Origin of the sequence: Acinetobacter sp. RW6, from assembly GCF_041956835.1 — a bacterium.
GTDB classification, from domain to species: domain Bacteria; phylum Pseudomonadota; class Gammaproteobacteria; order Pseudomonadales; family Moraxellaceae; genus Acinetobacter; species Acinetobacter calcoaceticus.
In genome coordinates, this window is sequence record NZ_CP167121.1 from 1,546,099 (window position 1) to 1,567,823 (window position 21,725).

At 38.3% G+C, this 21,725-nt stretch carries 22 protein-coding genes; 5 read left to right on the forward strand and 17 right to left on the reverse strand.

Translation table 11 applies throughout. The features are described 5' to 3' along the window. Nucleotides 1-8 precede the first annotated feature (8 nt). From ACB088_RS07200 to ACB088_RS07220, 5 genes are read right to left on the reverse strand one after another with little or no spacing between them, the layout of a single operon-like run. Nucleotides 9-794 (reverse strand): acetoin reductase, encoded by a 786-nt coding sequence (locus ACB088_RS07200; protein ID WP_375038483.1) that lies wholly within the window; start codon nt 792-794, stop codon nt 9-11. Between the two features lie 28 nt (nt 795-822). Next, nucleotides 823-2,226, reverse strand: a complete 1,404-nt coding sequence (gene lpdA, locus ACB088_RS07205; protein WP_375038484.1) for a dihydrolipoyl dehydrogenase — start codon at nt 2,224-2,226, stop codon at nt 823-825. 10 nt (nt 2,227-2,236) lie between these two features. After that, nucleotides 2,237-3,775 (reverse strand): 2-oxo acid dehydrogenase subunit E2, encoded by a 1,539-nt coding sequence (locus tag ACB088_RS07210; protein ID WP_375038485.1) that lies wholly within the window; start codon nt 3,773-3,775, stop codon nt 2,237-2,239. Between the two features lies 1 nt (nt 3,776). Continuing rightward, nucleotides 3,777-4,796, reverse strand: a complete 1,020-nt coding sequence (locus tag ACB088_RS07215; RefSeq protein WP_375038486.1) for an alpha-ketoacid dehydrogenase subunit beta — start codon at nt 4,794-4,796, stop codon at nt 3,777-3,779. 13 nt (nt 4,797-4,809) lie between these two features. Beyond that, nucleotides 4,810-5,772, reverse strand: coding sequence for a thiamine pyrophosphate-dependent dehydrogenase E1 component subunit alpha (locus ACB088_RS07220; RefSeq protein WP_004642729.1), 963 nt, complete (start codon nt 5,770-5,772; stop codon nt 4,810-4,812). Nucleotides 5,773-6,133: 361 nt separating this feature from the next. On the opposite strand from ACB088_RS07220, the gene lipA reads away from it, so the two are divergent. Both lipA and ACB088_RS07230 read left to right on the forward strand, forming a co-directional pair. Beyond that, on the forward strand, nt 6,134-7,120 hold the full coding sequence (gene lipA, locus ACB088_RS07225) for a lipoyl synthase (protein ID WP_375038487.1): 987 nt from the start codon (nt 6,134-6,136) through the stop codon (nt 7,118-7,120). A gap of 156 nt (nt 7,121-7,276) precedes the next feature. After that, a complete protein-coding gene (locus tag ACB088_RS07230) occupies nt 7,277-8,416 on the forward strand; it encodes a transcriptional regulator (RefSeq protein WP_375038488.1) in 1,140 nt (379 codons plus the stop codon). 49 nt (nt 8,417-8,465) lie between these two features. Here the strand turns inward: ACB088_RS07230 and ACB088_RS07235 are convergent, their stop codons facing one another. Then, complete coding sequence (locus tag ACB088_RS07235) at nt 8,466-9,218, reverse strand: TenA family transcriptional regulator (protein ID WP_375038489.1); 753 nt, start codon at nt 9,216-9,218, stop codon at nt 8,466-8,468. A 318-nt stretch (nt 9,219-9,536) separates the two neighbouring features. On the opposite strand from ACB088_RS07235, the gene ACB088_RS07240 reads away from it, so the two are divergent. Beyond that, nucleotides 9,537-10,766 carry a GGDEF domain-containing protein gene (locus tag ACB088_RS07240; RefSeq protein ID WP_209733508.1) on the forward strand — a complete coding sequence of 410 codons (1,230 nt, stop codon included), beginning with the start codon at nt 9,537-9,539 and terminating at the stop codon, nt 10,764-10,766. A 293-nt stretch (nt 10,767-11,059) separates the two neighbouring features. On the opposite strand, the gene ACB088_RS07245 is transcribed toward ACB088_RS07240, so the two are convergent. The 8 genes from ACB088_RS07245 to ACB088_RS07280 all read right to left on the reverse strand — a co-directional run bounded on the left by ACB088_RS07245 (nt 11,060) and on the right by ACB088_RS07280 (nt 18,468). Next, a complete protein-coding gene (locus ACB088_RS07245) occupies nt 11,060-11,785 on the reverse strand; it encodes a hypothetical protein (RefSeq protein WP_375038490.1) in 726 nt (241 codons plus the stop codon). Nucleotides 11,786-12,111: 326 nt separating this feature from the next. After that, the gene (gene aroC, locus ACB088_RS07250) at nt 12,112-13,203 is read right to left on the reverse strand and encodes a chorismate synthase (protein WP_004642724.1); all 1,092 of its coding nucleotides are present in this window, start codon (nt 13,201-13,203) and stop codon (nt 12,112-12,114) included. Between the two features lie 12 nt (nt 13,204-13,215). Then, complete coding sequence (prmB, locus tag ACB088_RS07255; protein ID WP_199990564.1) at nt 13,216-14,220, reverse strand: 50S ribosomal protein L3 N(5)-glutamine methyltransferase; 1,005 nt, start codon at nt 14,218-14,220, stop codon at nt 13,216-13,218. Nucleotides 14,221-14,457: 237 nt separating this feature from the next. Beyond that, nucleotides 14,458-15,663 (reverse strand): tryptophan synthase subunit beta, encoded by a 1,206-nt coding sequence (gene trpB, locus ACB088_RS07260; RefSeq protein ID WP_199990565.1) that lies wholly within the window; start codon nt 15,661-15,663, stop codon nt 14,458-14,460. A 36-nt stretch (nt 15,664-15,699) separates the two neighbouring features. Beyond that, complete coding sequence (locus ACB088_RS07265) at nt 15,700-16,887, reverse strand: VWA domain-containing protein (protein ID WP_375038491.1); 1,188 nt, start codon at nt 16,885-16,887, stop codon at nt 15,700-15,702. Between the two features lie 15 nt (nt 16,888-16,902). Next, nucleotides 16,903-17,754 carry a MoxR family ATPase gene (locus tag ACB088_RS07270; protein ID WP_199990566.1) on the reverse strand — a complete coding sequence of 284 codons (852 nt, stop codon included), beginning with the start codon at nt 17,752-17,754 and terminating at the stop codon, nt 16,903-16,905. A 29-nt stretch (nt 17,755-17,783) separates the two neighbouring features. After that, entirely contained in the window at nt 17,784-18,170 is a 387-nt protein-coding gene (locus ACB088_RS07275) for a hypothetical protein (RefSeq protein ID WP_307009908.1), read from the reverse strand. Continuing rightward, entirely contained in the window at nt 18,163-18,468 is a 306-nt protein-coding gene (locus ACB088_RS07280; RefSeq protein WP_003651616.1) for a YcgL domain-containing protein, read from the reverse strand. The genes ACB088_RS07275 and ACB088_RS07280 overlap by 8 nt, the downstream gene beginning before the upstream one ends. Before the next feature lie 471 nt (nt 18,469-18,939). Between ACB088_RS07280 and ACB088_RS07285 the strand changes: the two genes are divergently transcribed. After that, the gene (locus ACB088_RS07285; RefSeq protein WP_002113596.1) at nt 18,940-19,104 is read left to right on the forward strand and encodes a hypothetical protein; all 165 of its coding nucleotides are present in this window, start codon (nt 18,940-18,942) and stop codon (nt 19,102-19,104) included. A gap of 67 nt (nt 19,105-19,171) precedes the next feature. Here the strand turns inward: ACB088_RS07285 and ACB088_RS07290 are convergent, their stop codons facing one another. The 3 genes from ACB088_RS07290 to ACB088_RS07300 all read right to left on the reverse strand — a co-directional run bounded on the left by ACB088_RS07290 (nt 19,172) and on the right by ACB088_RS07300 (nt 20,880). Further along, nucleotides 19,172-19,507: a hypothetical protein gene (locus ACB088_RS07290; protein ID WP_005047367.1), complete on the reverse strand. Its 336-nt coding sequence runs from the start codon at nt 19,505-19,507 to the stop codon at nt 19,172-19,174. A gap of 158 nt (nt 19,508-19,665) precedes the next feature. After that, nucleotides 19,666-19,932, reverse strand: coding sequence for a hypothetical protein (locus ACB088_RS07295; protein ID WP_375038492.1), 267 nt, complete (start codon nt 19,930-19,932; stop codon nt 19,666-19,668). Between the two features lie 96 nt (nt 19,933-20,028). Further along, entirely contained in the window at nt 20,029-20,880 is an 852-nt protein-coding gene (locus ACB088_RS07300) for a LysR family transcriptional regulator (protein WP_092705660.1), read from the reverse strand. 118 nt (nt 20,881-20,998) lie between these two features. On the opposite strand from ACB088_RS07300, the gene ACB088_RS07305 reads away from it, so the two are divergent. After that, nucleotides 20,999-21,682: an FMN-dependent NADH-azoreductase gene (locus ACB088_RS07305; protein ID WP_375038493.1), complete on the forward strand. Its 684-nt coding sequence runs from the start codon at nt 20,999-21,001 to the stop codon at nt 21,680-21,682. The last annotated feature ends 43 nt before the right edge of the window (nt 21,683-21,725 follow it).

Sequence of the window (21,725 nt, forward strand, 5' to 3'; positions counted from 1 at the left end):
ATGTTGTTTTAACGATAGACAATTCCGCCGTCCGTTAAAATCGATTGACCCGTAATGTAATCTGAATCTTCACTTGCCAGAAAAGCAACTAATGCAGCGACATCCTCTGGTGTTTGGGCCCTTCCCAGAGCAATTCCTTCTACATATTTTTTATAGGTCTCACCTATAGCCGCACCGGTAATTTCAGAAAACCGTTTATCGATTTCAACCCACATGTCGGTTCCAACAATTCCGGGACAATATCCGTTTACCGTAATACCATGACTGGCATATTCTTTTGCGGCAGCTTGGGTAAGCGCACGCACTGCAAACTTAGTAGCAGAATAAACACCCAACAGAGCAAACCCATCGTGACCTGCAATTGAGCAAGCATTAATGATTTTGCCTTTATGTTGGCGTTGCTTAAATTTTGCAGCAGCAGCCTGTATGCCCCACAGCACACCACCAATATTAATATCAACGATTTTGTGAAAATCATCTGGTGTTGTATCTGCAATAGCCTGAACCTGAGCAATTCCAGCATTATTAATCATGACATCAAATCCACCAAGACTCTGTTCAGCATAATTTATAGCAGCATGAACTTGCTCGCGATCACTGACATCGGCAATAAACGTACTGGCATTTACGCCTAGAGCTTGAATCTCTTGCTGTACAGCATTGAGTCGATCTTGTTTCATATCGACCAATGCAATGTGTACACCCTCTTGCGCCAAACGTAGGGCAATCCCACGGCCAATGCCTTGAGCTGCCCCTGTCACTAACGCGACTTTATTTCTTAATCCTTTAACCATTTTTTCAACTCCTGTAAATGCAGAATCACTACATATGAATCGCTCGTTGCATTGAAGCCAAAATGGATTCATGCATGGCTTCTGATAAAGTTGGATGTGGGAAAATGACTTGAGCTAGACTTTCATCAGTCGCTTCTAGATATTTAGCAATTGCAAAGCCTTGAATATGTTCGGTCACTTCATGGCCTACCATGTGTGCACCAAGTAGCTCGCCAGTCTCTGCATGTATGACAGTTTTAACGAAACCTGACGCATCTCCAATTGCTAAAGCTTTGCCATTCGCAGTTAAAGAAAACTTGCCGATTCGTACAGGTAAGTTCTGAGCTTTTGCTGCACTTTCAGTCAGACCAATACTCGCCACTTGTGGATGAGTAAAAATGCAACCCGGAATTTGGCTACGGTCGAGTGAATGTACGTTTGCCACGCCAGCAATTTTCTCGACACATATCATGGCTTCATGACTTGCTTTATGTGCAAGACATGGTGCTCCAGCAACATCACCAATGGCATAAAGCCCTGCTACGCTGGTTTTACAATAGTCGTCAATTGCCACAAAACCTTGTGGATTCAGTTCTACACCCAAACGCTCCAGTCCTAGTCCCGTGGTATTAGGCTGTACACCAATTGCTGAAAGGACACGGTCAAAAACGACTGTTTGAACGTCATTTGCCGTTTCAATCACACAGTGAACTTGTCCATTTTCAATTTGAATACTTTGAACGACAGCATCGGTTAAAACCTTCATTCCTTTTTGTTCAAATTGTTTTCTGACAAATTGAGCAACTTCCGCATCTTCGGTCGGTAAAATTTGTTTAGCCAAATCAATAAGTGTGACCTGACACCCCAAGTCCTGATAGAGGCTGGCAAACTCACTACCAATTGCACCCGAACCCACAACGAGTAAGCTTTTTGGCACCTCCTCTGGAATAAGTGCTTCTTTATAGCTCCAGACATATGTTCCATCGACAGGAAGTTGAGGAATATGTCGGGCTTTAGCACCAGTTGCCAAAATAATATGTGTTGCACTTAAAGCCTGACTTTTACCTTGAGCATCTGTAACTTCAATTTTTTCTTTAGCCGTAAGTTGAGCACGACCATTAAAAACAGTCACCTGATTCTTTTTAAGCAAGTAATTAATGCCTTGTACCAACTGTGCGGAAACTTGACGGCTATGCTGCACAAGCTTTTGAATATCAAAATCGAGTTGAGATACCTGAAAGCCAAACTGCGCAGCATTTTTAAATTGAGTTGCCAACTCTGCCCCAGCCAATAGAGCTTTGGTTGGAATACACCCCCAATTCAGGCATATTCCACCCAAATGCTGTTCTTCTACAATTGCGGTTTTTAACCCGAGCTGGGCTGCACGAATTGCAGCCACATATCCACCCGGTCCCGCACCAATCACAATTAAATCAAATTGAGCTTCTGACATGCGGGTTCTCCTACACCAAAATTAAAGCTGGGTTTTCAACAAACTGCTTAAAGCTGGCCAAGAATTTCGCTCCAACTGCACCATCAATGACTCGGTGATCGCATGACAACGTCGCTGTAACAATCTCACGAACCACGACATTTCCATTTTCAACGACAGCACGTGGCTCTGAAGCACCCAATGCCATAATTGCACCTTGTGGTGGGTTAATGATGGCATCGAACTGTTTAATACCTAACATTCCTAAATTTGAAATGCTAAAGCTGCCTCCCTGAAACTCGTCAGGTTGTAACTTTCCAGTCTTGGCACGCGTTGCCAAATCACGCATGTCATCGGAAATCTGTGCTAAAGACTTCTGATTGGCGGCTTTCACAATTGGTGTAATTAAACCGTTTGGAATCGCCACAGCCACCGAAATATCGGCTTGAGAAAATTGCAGAATCGACTGTGTGGCTTCATCAAACTGAACATTTACTTCAGGTACTTTAATGAGTGCTGCTGCCGCGGCTTTAATCAGCATGTCATTAATAGAAAGTTTCACATGTGGAACACTCTCATTAATCTGCTTACGTAAATTTTGAAGTGCTTCAACGTTTAGATCGACTACAAGACGGAAATGTGGCGCATTACGTTTTGCAGCCTGTAACCGTGAAGCAATCGCTTTACGCATACCATTCATCGCGACAGTGGTAATTGTCGATTGTGGTTGAGTAGCAGCACATTGAGTAGACTGTTCACTTCCCGCCGTTGGGTTATTACGGTTGTAAACCGCTTCAACATCTTCTTTGCAAACGCGGCCACGAGTACCTGAAACACGGCAGTCATTTAAGTTAATGCCCCATTGCTTTGCTAAACGGCGTGCAACAGGTGTTGCTAAAACTTGGCTATCATCGGCCGTAGATTTAACTACTTTAGCTTGATGCTGCTGTTTAACATCAGGCCACTGACCTCCAGCAGCTTGCACAGCCTTTTGGATGTCTTGAACGCTAATACGGCCTTCACGACCAGAACCTGTGACTTTCGCTAAGTTCACATTGTGCTTTTCAGCAAGCTTTAAAGCATGCGGTGTTGTAAACAACTCATCAGATGCTTGATAGCCTTGTAATGACTCTGGTACATCATAGTCACCTTTAGCTGCTTTTACAGGAGCTGAAGTACTTGTTGCTACAGTCTTTAGTTGTTCCGCTTTTTCAGCAACAGGTGCAGATATTTCCGCTTTACTTTGTTCAGGAGATGCTTCAGGGGCCTTAGCTGCTGAACCACCTAGTGATGCAATAAACTTCTCAATTTCTGCATCAGAAACTTGGCTTTCAGCACACACAGCAATAAGACCACCTACAGGTAAAGTATCACCGTCTTTTGCTAAGATTTTACGCAGTGTTCCCGCAAAAGGTGCTTCTAATACATTGACGATTTTTGTGGTTTCAATTTCACAAATTTCATCGCCTTTATTAAAGCTGTCACCTTCTTTAATCAACCATTGGGCAATCGTGCCTTCTTCCATGGATAATCCCCATTTCGGGATCTCCAGCGTTTTAATTTCGCTCATCCTAAGCCTCCAATGTTTTTCGCACAGCTTGCTCAATACGCTCTACACTTGGAATCCATTCTTTTTCTAAAACTGGTGAGAATGGAACAGGTGTATGTGGTGGCGTTACGAGTTCAATAGGGGCTTTTAAATAATGGAAACCTTTCTGTGCAATCAGTGCCGCAACATCATGACCAAAACCACAGCGCGCCGCTGACTCATCCACAATCACAACACGCCCTGTCGATGCCACAGACTCTAAAATTCCTTCTTCATCAAGAGGCGAAATTGTTCGAGGGTCTACTACTTCAACCGAAATACCATCTTTTGCTAGCTTATCTGCTACTTCATTAGCGCGATGGACTATCAAACCTAAAGCAATAATGGTCACGTCTGTACCTTCACGGGTGTAATTTGCTACCCCAAAAGGAATGGTATAGGCTTCATCAGGAACGTCACCTTTAATGTCATAGAGCATTTTGTGCTCACAGAACACGACAGGATCATCATCTCGAATTGCTTGAATTAAAAGTCCTTTCACGTCGTATGGACTAGATGGAACCACAACTTTTAAGCCTGGAACAGCGGCAAATACGTTATATGGTGACTGAGAATGTTGAGCTGCTGCAGAAAAGCCCGCTCCAATCATACCGCGTACAACCATCGGTGCTTTTGCTTTTCCACCAAACATATAACGGAATTTAGCGGCTTGGTTATAGAGCATGTCATGACACACACCATAGAAATCCATAAACATTAGATCGGCAACAGGACGTAAACCAGTTGCAGCAGCCCCAGCCGCCATACCAATAATTGCAGATTCAGTAATTGGTGTATCAATAACACGTTCCGAACCAAATTCTGTCCACAAACCTTTAGTTACACCCAGCACACCACCGAAACCTTCAAGCTGGTTATCTTCGGTATTTTTACCGCCATGTCCACCGCGCACATCTTCGCCAACAACAAAAACAGTTGGGTCACGGCGCATTTCTGATTCAATAGCTTCTTTAATTGCGTTACGAAAACTTTTATTTGGCATCTTTACTATTCCTTTAGTAAGAGACATAGACGTCGGTAAGGAGTTGTTCTGGTTTTGGATATGCCGCAGCACGAGCTTTAGCAACTGCATCATCAACGTTTGCCTTAGACACTGCATCAATCTCGTCTAATTTAGCTTCATCAATTTTGCCTTTAACTTTTTCTCGGAAAATTTTCAAAGGGTCTTTATTTTCTTTAACAAAGTCGACTTCCTCTTTTGAGCGAATGAGCCCTGGGTCACCTTCAAAATGTCCATAAAAACGGTTAGTAATGGTTTCAATGACACTCGGACCTTCACCACGGCGTGCACGTTCAATGGCAGTTTGAGCCGCTTCATATACCGCAAAGAAATCAGTACCATCGACTTTAACTGCTGGCAAACCAAAACCTGCTGCACGCCCAGCAATGTCTTTACTTCCTACCGCGTAGTCATGACCTGTACCCTCACCAAACCCGTTATTCTCAAAGACAAAAATCACAGGAAGTTTAAGTACGACAGCCATGTTCATCGCTTCAAAGGTAAGCCCCTGATTTGAACCGCCATCACCTGTAAAAGAAAGCCCCACACCGCCTGTCTTTAAGGTTTTAGCTGTTAGCGCAGCACCAATTGCCAAAGGAGGTCCACCACCCACAATCCCGTTGGCACCAAGCATGCCTTTGTCTAAATCGGCAATATGCATAGAACCGCCTTTTCCTCGGCACAGCCCATCATCTTTACCGAAAATTTCCAGCATCATGCCGTGAATGTCACAGCCTTTTGCAATACAGTGTCCATGGCCACGATGGGTTGAAGTGATGTAGTCTTTATCTGTTAAATTCTCACAAATACCGACTGCTACAGCCTCTTCACCACTATATAAGTGAATGAAGCCGGGAATATCACCATTGGTATTTTCTTCGTGAAGTCGATCTTCAAATTCACGAATATCACGCATGCTTTTATATGCTGCGAGTAATTGCTCTTCCGTTAATTGCATATCCTTTTCCTTTATTATCTTGATTTTAAAAATCAACCAAGTTTCAAGCGAAAATGCTAGTTCGCTATAAATACTTAAACTTAAATTCAATAATTGATCTATTAGACTAAAAAGTTTTTATTTAAAATATTTTCAATTAAATTATTAATTTCAAAAACTTAACAAACCAAAATAAATGTAAAAAAATTTTATAATTTTCATTGGCTTGTAAAACAAACCTTTAACCAACCTTTGTTATTTTATAATACTCGCCACACCCTGTGTTTATAATTAATTGTGACTTATTAAGGAAATTTAAATTAGTCTTTAAATTAAATAGGCAGGAGTTTAAGTAAGTTTTAAATAAAATGGAATTATTAATATGGATTTTACAAGACAAGTTGAAACTGGTATTAAATTACGGGGAGCTGATAAAGTCGCCCGTATTCCAATTAAGGTTTTACCAACAGAAGAGTTGCCAACTAAACCTGAGTGGATTAGAGCAAAAATTACAGATTTTGAAGAAATTAAACGTATAAAAAACCTTTTGCGTCAGCAAAAGTTACATAGCGTTTGCGAAGAAGCGGCATGTCCAAATTTACCGGAATGTTTTGGTGGAGGTACAGCAACCTTTATGATTATGGGTGATATCTGCACCAGACGTTGTCCATTCTGCGATGTAGCGCATGGTCGCCCAAAACCCCTAGACGAAGATGAACCTAAACATTTGGCAGAAACGGTCGCAAACCTAAACTTAAAATATGTAGTGATTACCTCTGTAGACCGTGATGATCTACACGATGGTGGCGCTGCACATTTTGTAAAGTGCATTGAAGAGATCAGAAAACGCTGCCCAGAAACTTTGATTGAAATTTTGGTACCCGATTTTCGCGGTCGTTTGGAGACTGCTCTTTCAACTTTGAGCTTATCTCCTCCCGATGTGTTTAATCATAATATTGAAACTGTTCCGCGTTTATATAAAGCAATGCGTCCAGGCTCAGACTATCAGCACTCATTGGAACTACTAAAACGCTTTAAAGCATATTGTCCCGATATCAAAACCAAATCTGGTTTAATGGTTGGATTAGGAGAAATTGAAGCAGAAGTACTTGCCCTACTGAACGACTTAAAAGATTATCAGGTAGACCTTATTACCATTGGACAGTACTTGCAGCCTTCAAAGTCACATGCACCTATTCATCGGTTTGTAAATTTACAAGAATTTGAAAGATATACGCGACATGGTAAACGGTTAGGTTTTAAAAATATCTGGAGTGCCCCTATGGTCCGTTCAAGCTACTTTGCTGACCGACAATATTTTGGAGAAGAAGTACCAAAACCTTTTAGTCGAAAAGATGTCTTATCTTAAGGATCATGTAATTAACAAAATTTATCCAATAGGCTAATGGTCAAGACTTATAAAAGTATTTAAGGTAAGGAGATAACGAGGAAATAGTCACAATAAAAAAGTTATAACGGTTGAGCGGCTACGGATACGCCATTTCAATGATAAAGGAATTTCGATATGGATATGTCAGAACAATTATCATCGCCTTTTATAGATACTACGCCGTCTTTATTTCGGTCAGAAAAGTCATCTCATTCTCAATATTTAGGAAAAAAGCCATCAGTTGACCTTGAAGCAGCACCTATATTTGACCTAACCGAAGAATGGGAACATTCATTATTCGGACGTTCTATTCATGAGTGTCACCGAAACTTAATGCACATTGCCGAAGATGCCGATATGGCAATTGGTGTAACCGACGCACATGGCACTCTACTTTGGACATGGAGCAGTCATCCAATGCGCTCTTCGGCAGAGCAGGTTCATTTTGTTGAAGGCGGCCAATGGTCTACTCAGGCAGTAGGACAAAATGCAATTGGTTTAGCATTAAATACTCATTCAGCTAACTGCGTTTATTCACACGAAAACCAAATGAATAGTGTAAGAGATTGGGTCTGCTATGCAGCACCTATCACCGATGCAAACACAGGCCAATTTTATGGGATTATGAATTTGTCTACAAAATCTCATAAGCATAACTCATTGGGAATTTTAGCTGTTGAGAGATGTGCGGACATTGTTAAACAAGCAATTCAGCTTCACAAAAAAAATATTTTATATATTAAGGCCTTTGGAACTCCAAAAGTTCAATATAACCAACGCAGCCTTACTTTAACTCAACGTCAAATTGAGATTCTCTGCATTCTGACACTGTGCCCTGAAGGTATTAATCTTGAAGAATTACACTATGCTTTATATGGTGATCGGCCTGTAAGTACGACCACTTTAAAAGCAGAACTATCTCAACTCAGAAACTTAATTCCCGATGTGATCGAGTCTCGTCCTTACCGACTTAACTGTGAAATTCAATGTGATTTTTTAATGGCGGAGCAAGCATTAAATTTGGGTTTCACTTCAACAACTCTTACTCTCTATAGAGGGAGTTTTTTAGCTAAATCAGAAAGTCCATTTTTGTGTGCATGGAGAGATTGTTTTGATGCTCGCTTAAGTCATGTGATTTATCAGATCGAAGATGTTGATCAATTATTACGAGTCGTAAGCCGTGTTCCTGACCGTGTAGACGCTGTTGAGCGTTTGCTTGAATTATTGCCTGAAGATACGCCTTATCGAACCAAACTGTTAAAGCTACTCGAATAAAATAAAAGGGAGAATATCCATACGATATCCTCCCTTTTTCAAGATAAGATCAAGCAGAGGCTTGAAGCTGTACCCTATAACAATCATCTAAGGCTAATTCATAATAACGCAGCCCTTCTTCAGCAGCATGAAATGCTTTTTGCTGCCAGTCGGGACGATCATTACATAAACGCTTAATCAGCTCCATGGCTTCATAAGGATGAAGATCATCATAGTGAGCATGCGCACGCAACCAAGCTAAAGAACGTTTATCAATCGTTACTTCAGGATGATCAGTATAAGTATGAATACCCTTATAGACCTGAATCGACCAATCCCCAGTTGCCCACTCAATTGCAAGATTTGTTGCAGCAAGGCACTCTGCTAAATTACCACGATGACTCATATTCCATAAGAAATGGTTCACCGCATTCATCGCAGCTGGCGGTCGTACATGATCAAGCTCATCAACAGTTAAGCCAAAACCTCCAGCCCAGTCGCGATACCATTTTAAGTGTCGCTCTTCTACCTTAATATTCTGGATTAACCAATCTCGTGCTTCTGTAACGCCAGGTTCAGAAAACCCCGTTGCTTTGCCTAACGCCCCTGCCATATATGACGGGAAATGCGCTACTAACGGATAGAAATTAAGTAAAGCATAACGGAAACTATCTAGGCTCAATCCCCCATTGGCCATTTCCGAAAAAAACGGATGTTTACTTACCCGTTCTTTCGCTGGTAGCAGGTCATCCCAGAACTGCTGTGACCATCCATTATGCGGTGTAATTTCTAAATGCATTCCATATTGATTTAGAGCAGTCATTGCTAATTTTCCTATTTATATGACAGCAATCATCTGTATTTCACGGTATAAGTCTATCCGAAAATGATAAAGTTACAATCGCTATTCGACCATTTGTAACTTTTTTCGATGGATTGTGAATCTTTGGATAATTACGACGCTAATCATTGAAATGACGTGACTTTTATCACATTTAACTCAGATAAAAATCATTACTTTTTTAAAAAAACTGTATTATTATTTTGAATAAATCACACATTATATAATCAATATTTTTAGATGGAACTTTACTAAAATAGTCTCATTTTATGACAACTTCCAATATAGAGAGCACTAATTATGAAGTTGCAAGGTTCCAATATATTGGGACAGAAACAAATAGATTTATTAACCACTCGAGGATTAAACTTCGTATGGTTTCCTAAACAGCTCGAAACGCTTTATCGTTTTCAATACCAAAACGGTGCTGCTAATGAGTTTCGCTTTAGAGCGCCTATTATTTTAATATTATATATATTTTTAAGCTTTGGTATATATCAAGTTTTACCAACTGAACAAGTTTTACCCTGGTTTAGCTATTATTCATGGGTAGGCATAATCATTCTTATTGCTTGGATTTTATCATTTATTAAAAAATTAAATCAGTATTTTGATTATTATGTAGGAGTCGGTTCAGCTTTAGCTGTGGCAATCACTTTTATTTTAATTAACGTAATTGAAAATGGCCAAGATAATGTTCTTTTTCATGCAGCGATGATGTATGCGATTGTGATTATCTATGGTGCGGTAGGTATGCGCTTTTATACCGCCATATTTGCTGGATGGATGGGCGGGCTTGTTGGAATTTTGATAAGTAATTACTTAAATGGGGTGATCGACTGGACTTTCTTGAACCGGACTTACACCTTCAGTAGTTTTTTAGGAATGACCCTTGCCTATGCAACTGACCGTCAACATAGAGAAAACTATTTACAAAACTGCATGATTGAGCTGAATCGTATTGAACTGATGCAGCAAGCACAGCAATTATCTTTACTTTCACAACAAGACGCACTCACCGGTTTAGCCAATCGACGCTATCTAGATGAAACACTTGATAATGAATGGCGCCGTGCTTTACGACATGAAATGCCCCTTACCATCATGATGGTCGATATCGACTATTTTAAAGCATACAACGACACATTAGGACATCTAAAGGGTGATGAATGCTTAAAAGAAATCGCAATTGCTATTTCTTCTATTGCTGCACGCAGTGGTGATTTAGTTGCTCGTTATGGTGGTGAAGAATTTTTACTGTTATTTCCAATGACAAATAATCAGCAAGCCTTGATCCAAGTTGAACGTTTAATGAATGCTATTGATAAAATTGCAATTAAACACCCATGTAGTGATGTTTCACCACAAGTCACTATTAGTGTTGGAGTCGCAACCACAATTCCACGTCTAAGCGATTCAATTTCTGCTTTTGTAGCTCGTGCTGACCATGCTTTGTATAAAGCAAAAACCAATGGGCGTAATCAATATAAGATTGCTGTAAACGAAGAACAAATTGTAGATTTAACTTAAAAAGTCAGACTTCTATTCAAAATGACTTTTGACTAATTATTATCTCTCTTAACTTCTTTTATCGCTCATTTCCCAATTAAAAAAACAATTAGCTTTTCCATCCGTGGCAAAGCTAAAATGTAATTTAGAACCAGTAAGTACGAAAACCTATTTTATTTAAATTTAAACCATCTGTTAAAAATGACTTATATAAACTTAATAAATTTAGCAACTTTCAATACATCAACATCCTGTTTTTATATAATGAAAATTACTAGATTCAGATAATCTAATATAGAAAAAATTCCATTTAATTAGAGCTCGCCTTTCAACCTCTTCCAAAATTTAATTAAAAAATAAAATAGTGAATTTTGTTCTATTCTTTGCGGTACTGTGGAAATAGCTTCAGTTGAAAATGGTAAAATCGAAACAATATTCTCATGTATTGTTTCATAATTTGGATAGGCTTCTTTTTTTATTATTTCTATAATTTTTTGTATTTCATCAATAGATAAGTTCAAAAACCTCTTAATTTCTTGAGCTGTTTTTGACTCAATAGATAATAAAGCACAAACTCTAGTAACATTAACAATCTGCTCAGCATGAATGTTTTTAAAGTTTGGATAACAGACAAGCTTATAAAGAATTTTTGTCTCTAAATGATCTTTAGACACTATATTCTCGTTATTTATTATACGTTCTTGATAACTTGTTTTAAAATATTCATTCTTCTCAATATCTTGTAAAATATTGAGAAGTTCCTGATATCTTATTGGTCTCTTCAAACCATACTGATAGCCCTTTAAAAGCTCAGGATTATTACTTAATACGATCTTAATTTTTTTTGGAATAAGAATATTGGTATAACCACTATCTAAATCAATAATATGTATATCAGGATTATCTTCACTATATATCCAATTCCCCACAAGATGAGATGACAAAGATAAGTCATGAATAACTTTTATCATTGCCTCTAAATTTTTAGGCAATAGCCTATCCTTTGACATACAGCCAATTCTATATGTACACTGATTCATTGATATTTCCCCAATTTCAATGATGACTTTGAAAATTCTTTGTTTAAAGTAATAAAAATTTAAATATGTAATAAACTTATATAAAAGCAATTTAAGTAAATTAACTTTCGGTGATAAATATCGGTTGCAGTAAAAATTAACAAGATTTAATTGCCAAACTCTACAGATGAATATACTCAAAAATAATTCGCAGAATATTATATTTATATAAATATTATAAGACAAGAAAATAATTTAAAATTTAATCAGACTTAATGGAATAAAAATTTAAAACCCCATATTTAATTTAAATATGGGGTTTTACTTATTTTAGTCAAAAATTATGACTATGGTTCGATTGGAGCAAATGGTGGAATAACATCTGCATTTTGTGCGCGATGGCGTAAGAAATGATCCATCAAAACAATTGCTAACATTGCTTCAGCAATTGGGGTTGCTCGAACACCTACGCAAGGATCATGACGGCCTTTAGTCAACACATCTGTATCTTCACGATTTAAATTAATCGTTTTACCTAGTGTCGTAATGCTTGCTGTTGGTTTTAGTGCAATAGCGACTCGAATGGTCTGACCACTTGAGATACCCCCCAAAATACCACCTGCATGATTCGCTAAAAAGCCATTACTGGTCATTTCATCACGTGTTTCATGACCAAACTGTCCAGCAACTGCAAAACCATCACCGATTTCAACACCTTTAACCGCATTAATACTCATCATCGCGTGAGCAATGTCAGCATCTAAACGGTCAAAAACAGGTTCACCCCAACCCACAGGAACTTTCTCAGCTAAAATCTCTAGTTTTGCACCGCAGCTCGTTCCTTGTTCACGTAAAGAAGTAACCAAAGCCTCAAAACGCGAAACAGCGTCTACATCACCACAGAAAAATGGATTATTCGGAACTTCATTCCAATCCAGTTTTTCGGCAACTTCATTACCAATTTGCGTAACATGACCACGAATCAAAACGCCAAATTTTTCTGCTAAATATTTTTTAGCAATTGCACCTGCTGCAACACGCATAGCAGTTTCACGAGCACTTGAACGGCCACCGCCACGATAGTCACGGAAGCCGTATTTTTGCGTATATGTATAGTCGGCATGGCCAGGTCTAAAAGTTTGGGCAATATTGCCATAATCTTTCGATTTTTGGTCAGTATTACGAATCAATAAACCGATTGGTGTACCAGTGGTTTTACCTTCAAATACACCTGAAATAATTTCAACTTGATCAGGCTCTTTGCGTTGAGTCGCAAATTTTGATGTACCTGGCTTACGACGGTCTAGATCTTTTTGTAGATCTTCTTCGGTTAACGCAAGGCCCGGTGGCACACCGTCAACAATTGCCATTAAGCCAACGCCATGAGACTCACCACAAGTAGTTACACGAAAGAGTTGTCCAATACTATTCCCTGCCATATGCCCAACTCCTTATATTTGCTCTTCAAATAGTTTTCTATAACGGCGACATTGTTCAGCAGTCAAAGCAAAAATACCTGAACCACCTTTTTGGAAAGTGAGCCAGTTGAAATCAATCGTATTAAAGTTCTGACGCATTGACCATTCAGAATTACCTACTTCAATGACAATGAGGCCATCTTCAGTTAAGTAATCTGCCGCTTGTGCAAGCATTTTACGAACTAAGTCTAAACCATCTTGGCCCGCTGCCAATGCAAGTTCAGGTTCATGTAAAAATTCTTCTGGTAAGTCGGCCATATCTTCAGCATCGACGTACGGTGGATTGCTTACAATCAAATCATACTGATTTTCAGCTGGAATCTTGGCGAATAGATCCGACTCAAGCAATGCAACTTGATATTGCTTATTGTGGTGCTCAGTATTAATTGAAGCAACTTCTAAAGCTTCTTTAGAGATGTCAGTTGCATCTATTTCAGCATCTGGATAAGCATAAGCCAAAGCGACTGCAATACATCCAGAACCTGTACACATATCTAAAATACGGTGCGGAGTTTTAGGCTTTGTATTTTCTGGCAAATTATTGAGAGCTTCGCGCATTTGACCATTTTCATCTAAACAATATGGTGCAAAACGTTGCTCAATTAATTCTGCAATTGGTGAACGTGGAATCAATACACGCTCATCTACATAGAATGGTTTATTAAAGAAATAAGCAAGATTTAGTAAATAAGATGTTGGAATACGGTCATTGATACGGCGTTCCAATAAGCTTAAAAATTCTGCTTTTTCACTTGGTAATAACTTCGCGTCTAGAATTTCTGCGTCTGCTGACCATTCAAGAGATAAGGTTTGTAAAACTAATGCAGAGCTTTCTGCAAAATAATCTTCAGTACCTTGTCCTAAATGTGCATCATGTTGACGTAATGCTGATACCCCAAAACGAATAAAATCTCGAATTGTTGATAAATTTTCAGCCGCTTCCTGTAAATTTTCAGGGCTAATCGTCGGTCGCTCCACTTAGGCGTCTCCAAAGGCAAATTTTGCAAAGTGACTATTCTACTGAGTGAGGTACAGCAAAGCAACGCTTTGCCTTGTGAACCGGAGTTTTACACGCCTATCTCGAACAATCACACGTTAAATTCAGAATACTTTGTTTTAATTATAAAATGATGAACTTTAATTAAACTTTAATTTAGATATTCAAAATAAAAAGCGGCCCTTAAATGATGGACCGCTTCTAAAGTTTAATGAGTTTTAAAGCTTAAGCTTTTCAGCGACATAATCAGAGTCTTTATCTCCACGCCCAGATAGATTCACTACAATCATGGTTTCTTTCGCTAATTGGGGAGCTTCACGAATTGCCCATGCAACAGCATGTGAGCTTTCAAGAGCAGGAACAATGCCTTCAACCCGAGAAAGTGTCATAAAAGCATCTAAGCACTCTTGGTCAGTTGCAGTGCTATATTCAACACGACCTAAATCTTTTAAAAAACTGTGTTGTGGGCCAACACCTGGGTAGTCAAGTCCTGAAGCAATAGAATGCACTGGTAAAGGTTCACCATCTTCATTTTCAAGGACATAACAGGCCATACCATGAATTTGACTTGGCTTACCTAAGGTTAGTGTTGCTGAATGCATATGGGTGTCTAAACCATGTCCAGCTGGTTCAACGCCTACCAGCTTTACATCGGGATCATTTAAGAATGCCGTAAATGCGCCTATTGCATTTGAACCGCCGCCGACGCATGCCACAACATAATCCGGATTTTTTCCAAAACGATGATGTGTTTGTTCTTTAATTTCTGTACCAATAATCGATTGAAAATCACGAACCATTTTAGGGAATGGATGTGGACCCACGACGGAACCAATCGCATAGATAAAGTTTTTGGGGTCTTTTAAATATTCTTCAAATGCACTATCTACGGCATCTTTTAATGTTGCTGTACCACGTGTTACTGCGACCAAATGAGCACCCAAAATTTTCATTTTGACGACATTTGGATGTTCTTTTTCGATATCGACTTGCCCCATATGAATTTCACATGGAATCCCCACTAAGGCGCAAGCTGTTGCCAAAGCAACCCCATGCTGACCAGCACCTGTTTCAGCAATAACTTTCTTTTTGCCCATATACTTGGCAAGTAAAGCCTCACCTAAACAGTGATTGATTTTATGTGCACCCGTATGATTTAAGTCTTCGCGCTTTAAATAAATTTGTGCACCGCCTAACTGTTCAGAAAGACGCTTGGCATGAAATAAAGGACTTGGACGGCCTACATAATTCGTAAAGAGATCTGCCAATTCATTTTTAAATTCAGGGGTATGGCGAATCTCTTCATAAGCAACATTAATCTCATCCATTGCCTCTTTTAAATGTGGAGGAATGAACTGTCCGCCATATTCACCAAAAAATCCTTGTTCATTCGGCAAAGCAATACCGTTAATTTGATGTTGCATGTCATCTCTCTTTTTAAATTATTAAAGTTATTAAGCTTATCGAGAAAGGTAGCGAGTCATATCTTCAATGCCTTTTAGCGTCATTGGATACATATGATTTTCAAAAATTTCTTTAATCCAGCCAATGGTCTGAGTGTAATGCCAATACCCTTCAGTTTCAGGATTTAACCAAGCTGTTTTATCGAAATGTTGACGTAAGCGGCGTAACCAAACCTCACCAGTCTCATCATTCATATATTCAACCGAGCCACCCACCGATTTTAGCTCATACGGTGCCATACTGGCATCACCCACTACAATTACACGATAGTCGCGTCCATAAGTGTGAAATAGATCCCATGTATTCATACGAGTAGCTGTGCGGCGATGATTATCTTTCCAAACATAGTCATAGAGACAATTATGAAAATAAAAGTACTCAAGTGTCTTAAACTCAGTTTTAGCGGCACTAAAGAGTTTCTCGCATTGGGCAATATGAGCGTCCATAGAACCGCCTACATCGAACAACATAAGCACTTTTATTCGATTTCGACGCTCTGGTACCATTTGAACATCAAGAATACCTTGCTTGGCTGTTTCACGGATTGTACTGTCAACATCCAACTCTTCAGCTGCACCTTGACGTGCAAATTTACGCAAACGGCGCAAAGCAATTTGCATCTGACGAGTACCAAGAACTTGGTCGTCATCTAGATTTTGATATTTACGCTGTTCCCATACTTTTACCGCCGAACGTTTACGACCCGGCCCACCAATCCGCACTCCCTCAGGATGATCACCAAAAGCCCCAAAAGGTGAAGTACCACCTGTACCCACCATGCGGTTTCCGCCTTGATGTTTCTTATGCTGTTCGCGTAACCGCTCTTCCAGCATTTTCACCAGTTCTTCTAAGGAACCAGCTTTTTGGAGTTCTGCTCTTTGTTCAGGAGTTAAATGTTTTTCTAGAAGCTCTAAATCAAACCAGTCTTTTGGTAGTTTCTGAACTTGCTTAAGTAACTCATCCAGGTCAAAGGTTTCGATACCGTCAAAGTAGTCTTTTATGGCACGATCAAACTTGTCAAAAAAGCGTTCATCTTTAACTAAAATAGTTTTAGCAAGTTGATAGAACTCTTCTTGATCGGCAAAAACTAAACCTTCACTTACTGCACGGTTTAAATCAATGAGCTCACGAGTTGTAACTGGAACACCGTATTTACGTAGGGTGTAAAATAACCGCACAAACATGGGTTATTCCCTCCTTTAACGTCGAGACATGAAAGCCAAACGTTCGAGGAGTTGCACATCCTGCTCGTTTTTGATGAGAGCACCATATAACGGTGGAATAGCTTTAGATGTATCTCGATTACGCAATACATCTTCAGGCATATCATCTGCCATGAGCAAGCTTAACCAATCAATTAACTCAGATGTTGATGGTGGTTTCTTCAAATTAGGAATTTCACGTAATTTAAAGAAAATCTGTAAAGCTTCGTTGACGAGTGTTGCAGAAATATTCGGGAAATGAACATCGATAATTTCTCGCATGGTCACTTCATCTGGAAACTCAATGTAATGAAAGAAACAACGACGCAAGAAAGCATCTGGTAACTCTTTTTCGTTATTCGAGGTAATAATTACAATTGGGCGTTGTGTTGCCGTAATGGTTTCACTGGTTTCATAAACATAGAAAGACATTTTATCGAGTTCATGCAACAAGTCATTTGGAAACTCGATATCGGCTTTGTCAATTTCATCAATTAACAAGACACAACGCTCTTCACTCGTGAAAGCTTCCCACAATTTACCGGGTTTAATATAGTTCTTAATATCGTAAACACGGTCATCACCTAACTGGCTGTCTCGTAAACGAGAAACAGCATCATATTCATACAACCCTTGCTGTGCTTTGGTTGTCGATTTGATATGCCAAGTAATGAGTTTTAAGCCCAAACTTTCTGCTACTTGTTCAGCAAGTAAAGTTTTACCCGTACCAGGTTCACCTTTAACCAGTAAAGGCTTTTGTAAAGCACGGGCTGCTTTTACAGCGAGCTTAAGACTGTCAGTCGCGATATATTGATCTGTACCGGTAAAATGTTGGGTATCAGCAGACATGTGAAGACCTTATTTTTCTATTTCAATGGTTAGATGGAACGCATGCTTTTGCTTGTTGAATATTTTGACCAACAATAACCAACAACCAAACCTAGACCAACTACAAACAGAATTAAAGATAAATTTGCCCAGATTAGTGGGCTATCTTTCGTTAAAACACCAAAGAGTAGTCCAAAAATAGCAGGTGCTACCGAGGCATTTGGCCCTTCAGACACAGTTGGTGTAACTAAAATAGCAAATACAACAAGCCAACTAATTGCACCCAAAGTCGTTGGTAGGCGGCGCATTAATCGCCACCAACACCACAAAGCAATAATAGCGCCTATTCCATAAGCTGTTAAAGCAATAGCATCTTCAGGAATAAAATCCAAAAAAGAGAATAATTGATTCATTATTCCAGTTTGATTTTCACGCACCACGTAAGCCCTCTGGTTCAACCGCATTCGGGTTAATTAACCCTTCTGGTGGCATCTGAATAAAGAAACCCTTTGTTTGTAATGAGTCTAAAACATGTAAAACATTAGCACGCGCCAATTTACGTGTTGGAGCTAATTCTAAATGCATGACAAACGTTGCACGACCAAACGCTTGCAAAACAGCTTCAGGAACATTTTCAAACGGATCAGCTTGTTCCGCATCGTCAGGATAGTTTGGACGAGCAATATAAATGTACATTTCATCTTTTTTGCTCGATCTATAAATATCACAGTGCATTTCAAATCAACTCTTGAACTAAGGACAGCATACATGAAAAAAAACGACTCACCCACGCAGGTTTGTTTACGCATCAGTCGTTTTTTTAATTCTTGGGAAATATTAACCCACAACGTTGATTAAGGTCGATAATAACTTTGTTCTAGACAAAAGCCAGCCTTCATAAAAAACAAGTAAATATCTGATTTTAAAAATTAAATATAATTATTCATTTTAATAAAATAAAAACAATTTTAGAAAAAAATAAGAAATCGTTCGTTACTAAGTACTTTTTGTGATCTGTTTTTAATAGTTTCACCCCTTAATACTATGAAATTTATCGTATTAAAATTAGGTATTACCTTTTAAAATTCACATTTAAGTAAAACTTCTAACCACTTAATAAACATTAGCAGACATTACTTAACTAGTTTAAATTCTCAATATGTTTCAATAATAAGTATCTTAATAATAGATGTGGAGGATGAACTTATGCCTCGTGGCGATAAAACAGCTTACACAGCAAAGCAAAAACGTCAGGCTAAACATATTGTTGAGAGTGAAGTAGACAGAGGTCATTCTCAAGAAGAAGCTGAACGAATCGCATGGTCTACCGTCAATAAACAAGATGGCGGCGGTAAGAAAAAGTCTCACTAATACAAACTTTGAATACTTCTTTAGCCCAAGCTAAAGAAGTATTTTTACCAAAACAAGTTAATGATATTTAGAAGACTCGAGAACTCTTTATATAGTTATCAGTTACTTGATTTAAGGCATTCAAAATAGCACTATCATCTTGGCTTAATAGAGCTTCATTGAGGCATTCCATGTAACCTATGAGCGTAGTCTTAGAAACGTTGGCAAATTCAGTTGTTACGGCTTCATCTTCATATAAAATCACGTAGCTACGTGCAAAACCATAGATCAAATAGACTGCTGCTTTTTCTTTTGTATTTTGAGATTCTTTAAGAGACTGTTCACAAGCATTTTTTAAATCTTTAAATGCATCTGTACCAGTAGATTGATTTTTGAAAGATAAAAGTATTGTTTGGAAGTTCATATCCATATTCCACTTAAAAAGTAAAGCTACAGAAGATGGTAGAACGTGTCAAATAAAATCATGATTAACATAAGTTTAAATGTAAATAAATTTATCTTCCCTTTTTAATACGATATAAAAGACCGCCTTTAAAAGAGCGGTCTAAAAAAAATCGATATTTAAAAGCTTATTTCTATCGTTATGGTAGTACCAGAGTGTTCAATATTGGTTGATACATTAAAGCCTCTACCCTTAAGTTCCTCTTCTACTTGTGTGAGCTGATCAGGACTTACAGCATCAATCGGAAACAGGAAAGTTGCTTTTCGCTTCCCTGCTTTAGAATCAGTTTCAGTGCCTGTTAAAATTTTTTCCAGCATGGCCTCTTGATTGATTTTAAAATTTTTAGCATTTTGACGCGCTTGTTCAGCACTAAAGTTATTAAGCATATTTATCTCTCTAATTATTAATTTATCTAATTTTATAGCATAAAAAGCTTATATAGTTTTGGTGTTGTGTAGTTAATTCCAATCAGAAATATAAGCTTATTGATTAAATAACCTCTCTATCCATTCAATAAATTTTCTGGCATTTCTATTTTTAAAATCTTCTTTATTTGGGATGTAATAGCACAGCTCAGATTGAACTGATTTAGTTTTAAGCGGTTGTATAAGATTTGCTTTAATAAATCTCTGGGCAAGTGTAGAAGAACAAAATACAAGTCCATTGGCCGCTAATGCCTCATGTATTCCAAAAATTTCCTGATCAAACTTCTTAATTGTTATTTGCGTTCGGTCCCATCCATTCAGCTCAAGCCAAGTCTCTAGTGGCGGACTTGGTAATGCTTTATTTTTCCATTCTGTGGTGAATAACATTATTGGCTCATTAGAATGTTCAAGGGGATCAAGTTTAGATGCACCAAATACATTAAAAGACTCATATTTAAGAATATCGTTAGAAGGTATTAAAGATACATCACCATATCGAATAGGTAATGTATATAAGTGACTTTCTAACGCTTCCCCTGTAGAAAATTCAACCGAGATATCAGGATGTAATTGATAAAATTCATTTATTGAGGGAATTAATAACATTGCTGCCAATGAAGACGTGGTAGCTACTCTGAGTGTATTTCCATTTACTGTTATTTCATCTAGCGCATCTTCAATTTTACGAAATCCTTCAGAAATCGCTACTGCTAGTCTATCACCTGTCGTTGTAAGCGTTATTTTTCTTACCTGTCGATGAAATAAATCAACATTTAACCTGCTTTCAAGATTGGCAATATGATGTGAAATTGCAGTCGGTGTTAGCGAAAGCTCTTCAGCAGCCAATTTAAAACTGCCTAGTCGAGCAGCTGATTCAAATGCCCTAAGTGCTTGCAATGAGACTTGCATGCTTTCTCCTGAATCACAGTTATAGGTGATTTAAAATCATCTATAGCTGTAATTTTCTCGTTTGTCTACTTCTCATTTAAAACTCAGAATAAATTAACTCCTAACCCTTATGGAATTTATGATGAGCAAAATGTTACATATAGATGCCAGCGTACGAGCTGCAATTAACCCCAATCCAAATCATAATTCTATTTCAAAAAGTATTGCCAGCCGATTGGTCAGTTTATGGAAAAATAAAAGGCCTATGGATGAGTATATTTATCGGGATGTAGGAATGAATCCGTCTCAATTTATTACTCAGGACTGGATTGATGCTGTATTCACACCTGAAAATAAAAGAACACAAACTCAATGCGATGTCTTATCAATATCAGATCAGTTAATAGCGGAGGTTTCGAGTTCAGATATCATTCTAATTTCTTCCCCTATGTACAATTACGGTATGCCTGCTCAACTCAAAGCATGGTTTGACCAAATTATTCGAATTAATAAGACATTTGATTTTGACCTTGCTCGAGGAGATTTCCCTTTACAACCTCTTTTATCTGGAAAAATTTTAATCATTATCACATCTAGTGGGGAGTTTGGGTTTAAGAACGATGGTATTCGTCACAACATGAATCATCTTGTACCTCACCTGCGTACACTCAGTAAATATTTAGGTGTAGAGAAAATTTATGAAATTGCCTCAGAATATCAAGAGTTTGGAGACGAACGACATATAAAGTCATTAGAAAATGCTTTTCAAAAAGCTGAAGAACTTGTAGCTGAACTTGCTGGTTCATTCACAAAAAATCCGTAGAAGATTAATACTTAATTTTTAAAATTTAATAACCTACTGACAT

Coding starts and splice junctions, on each gene's coding strand:
- ACB088_RS07200 (WP_375038483.1), bottom strand. CDS start 794: ATGGTTAAAGGATTAAGAAATAAAGTCGCGTTAGTGACAGGGGCAGCT.
- lpdA (WP_375038484.1), bottom strand. CDS start 2,226: ATGTCAGAAGCTCAATTTGATTTAATTGTGATTGGTGCGGGACCGGGT.
- ACB088_RS07210 (WP_375038485.1), bottom strand. CDS start 3,775: ATGAGCGAAATTAAAACGCTGGAGATCCCGAAATGGGGATTATCCATG.
- ACB088_RS07215 (WP_375038486.1), bottom strand. CDS start 4,796: ATGCCAAATAAAAGTTTTCGTAACGCAATTAAAGAAGCTATTGAATCA.
- ACB088_RS07220 (WP_004642729.1), bottom strand. CDS start 5,772: ATGCAATTAACGGAAGAGCAATTACTCGCAGCATATAAAAGCATGCGT.
- lipA (WP_375038487.1), top strand. CDS start 6,134: ATGGATTTTACAAGACAAGTTGAAACTGGTATTAAATTACGGGGAGCT.
- ACB088_RS07230 (WP_375038488.1), top strand. CDS start 7,277: ATGGATATGTCAGAACAATTATCATCGCCTTTTATAGATACTACGCCG.
- ACB088_RS07235 (WP_375038489.1), bottom strand. CDS start 9,218: ATGACTGCTCTAAATCAATATGGAATGCATTTAGAAATTACACCGCAT.
- ACB088_RS07240 (WP_209733508.1), top strand. CDS start 9,537: ATGAAGTTGCAAGGTTCCAATATATTGGGACAGAAACAAATAGATTTA.
- ACB088_RS07245 (WP_375038490.1), bottom strand. CDS start 11,785: ATGAATCAGTGTACATATAGAATTGGCTGTATGTCAAAGGATAGGCTA.
- aroC (WP_004642724.1), bottom strand. CDS start 13,203: ATGGCAGGGAATAGTATTGGACAACTCTTTCGTGTAACTACTTGTGGT.
- trpB (WP_199990565.1), bottom strand. CDS start 15,663: ATGCAACATCAAATTAACGGTATTGCTTTGCCGAATGAACAAGGATTT.
- ACB088_RS07265 (WP_375038491.1), bottom strand. CDS start 16,887: ATGTTTGTGCGGTTATTTTACACCCTACGTAAATACGGTGTTCCAGTT.
- ACB088_RS07270 (WP_199990566.1), bottom strand. CDS start 17,754: ATGTCTGCTGATACCCAACATTTTACCGGTACAGATCAATATATCGCG.
- ACB088_RS07280 (WP_003651616.1), bottom strand. CDS start 18,468: ATGCACTGTGATATTTATAGATCGAGCAAAAAAGATGAAATGTACATT.
- ACB088_RS07285 (WP_002113596.1), top strand. CDS start 18,940: ATGCCTCGTGGCGATAAAACAGCTTACACAGCAAAGCAAAAACGTCAG.
- ACB088_RS07290 (WP_005047367.1), bottom strand. CDS start 19,507: ATGAACTTCCAAACAATACTTTTATCTTTCAAAAATCAATCTACTGGT.
- ACB088_RS07295 (WP_375038492.1), bottom strand. CDS start 19,932: ATGCTTAATAACTTTAGTGCTGAACAAGCGCGTCAAAATGCTAAAAAT.
- ACB088_RS07300 (WP_092705660.1), bottom strand. CDS start 20,880: ATGCAAGTCTCATTGCAAGCACTTAGGGCATTTGAATCAGCTGCTCGA.
- ACB088_RS07305 (WP_375038493.1), top strand. CDS start 20,999: ATGATGAGCAAAATGTTACATATAGATGCCAGCGTACGAGCTGCAATT.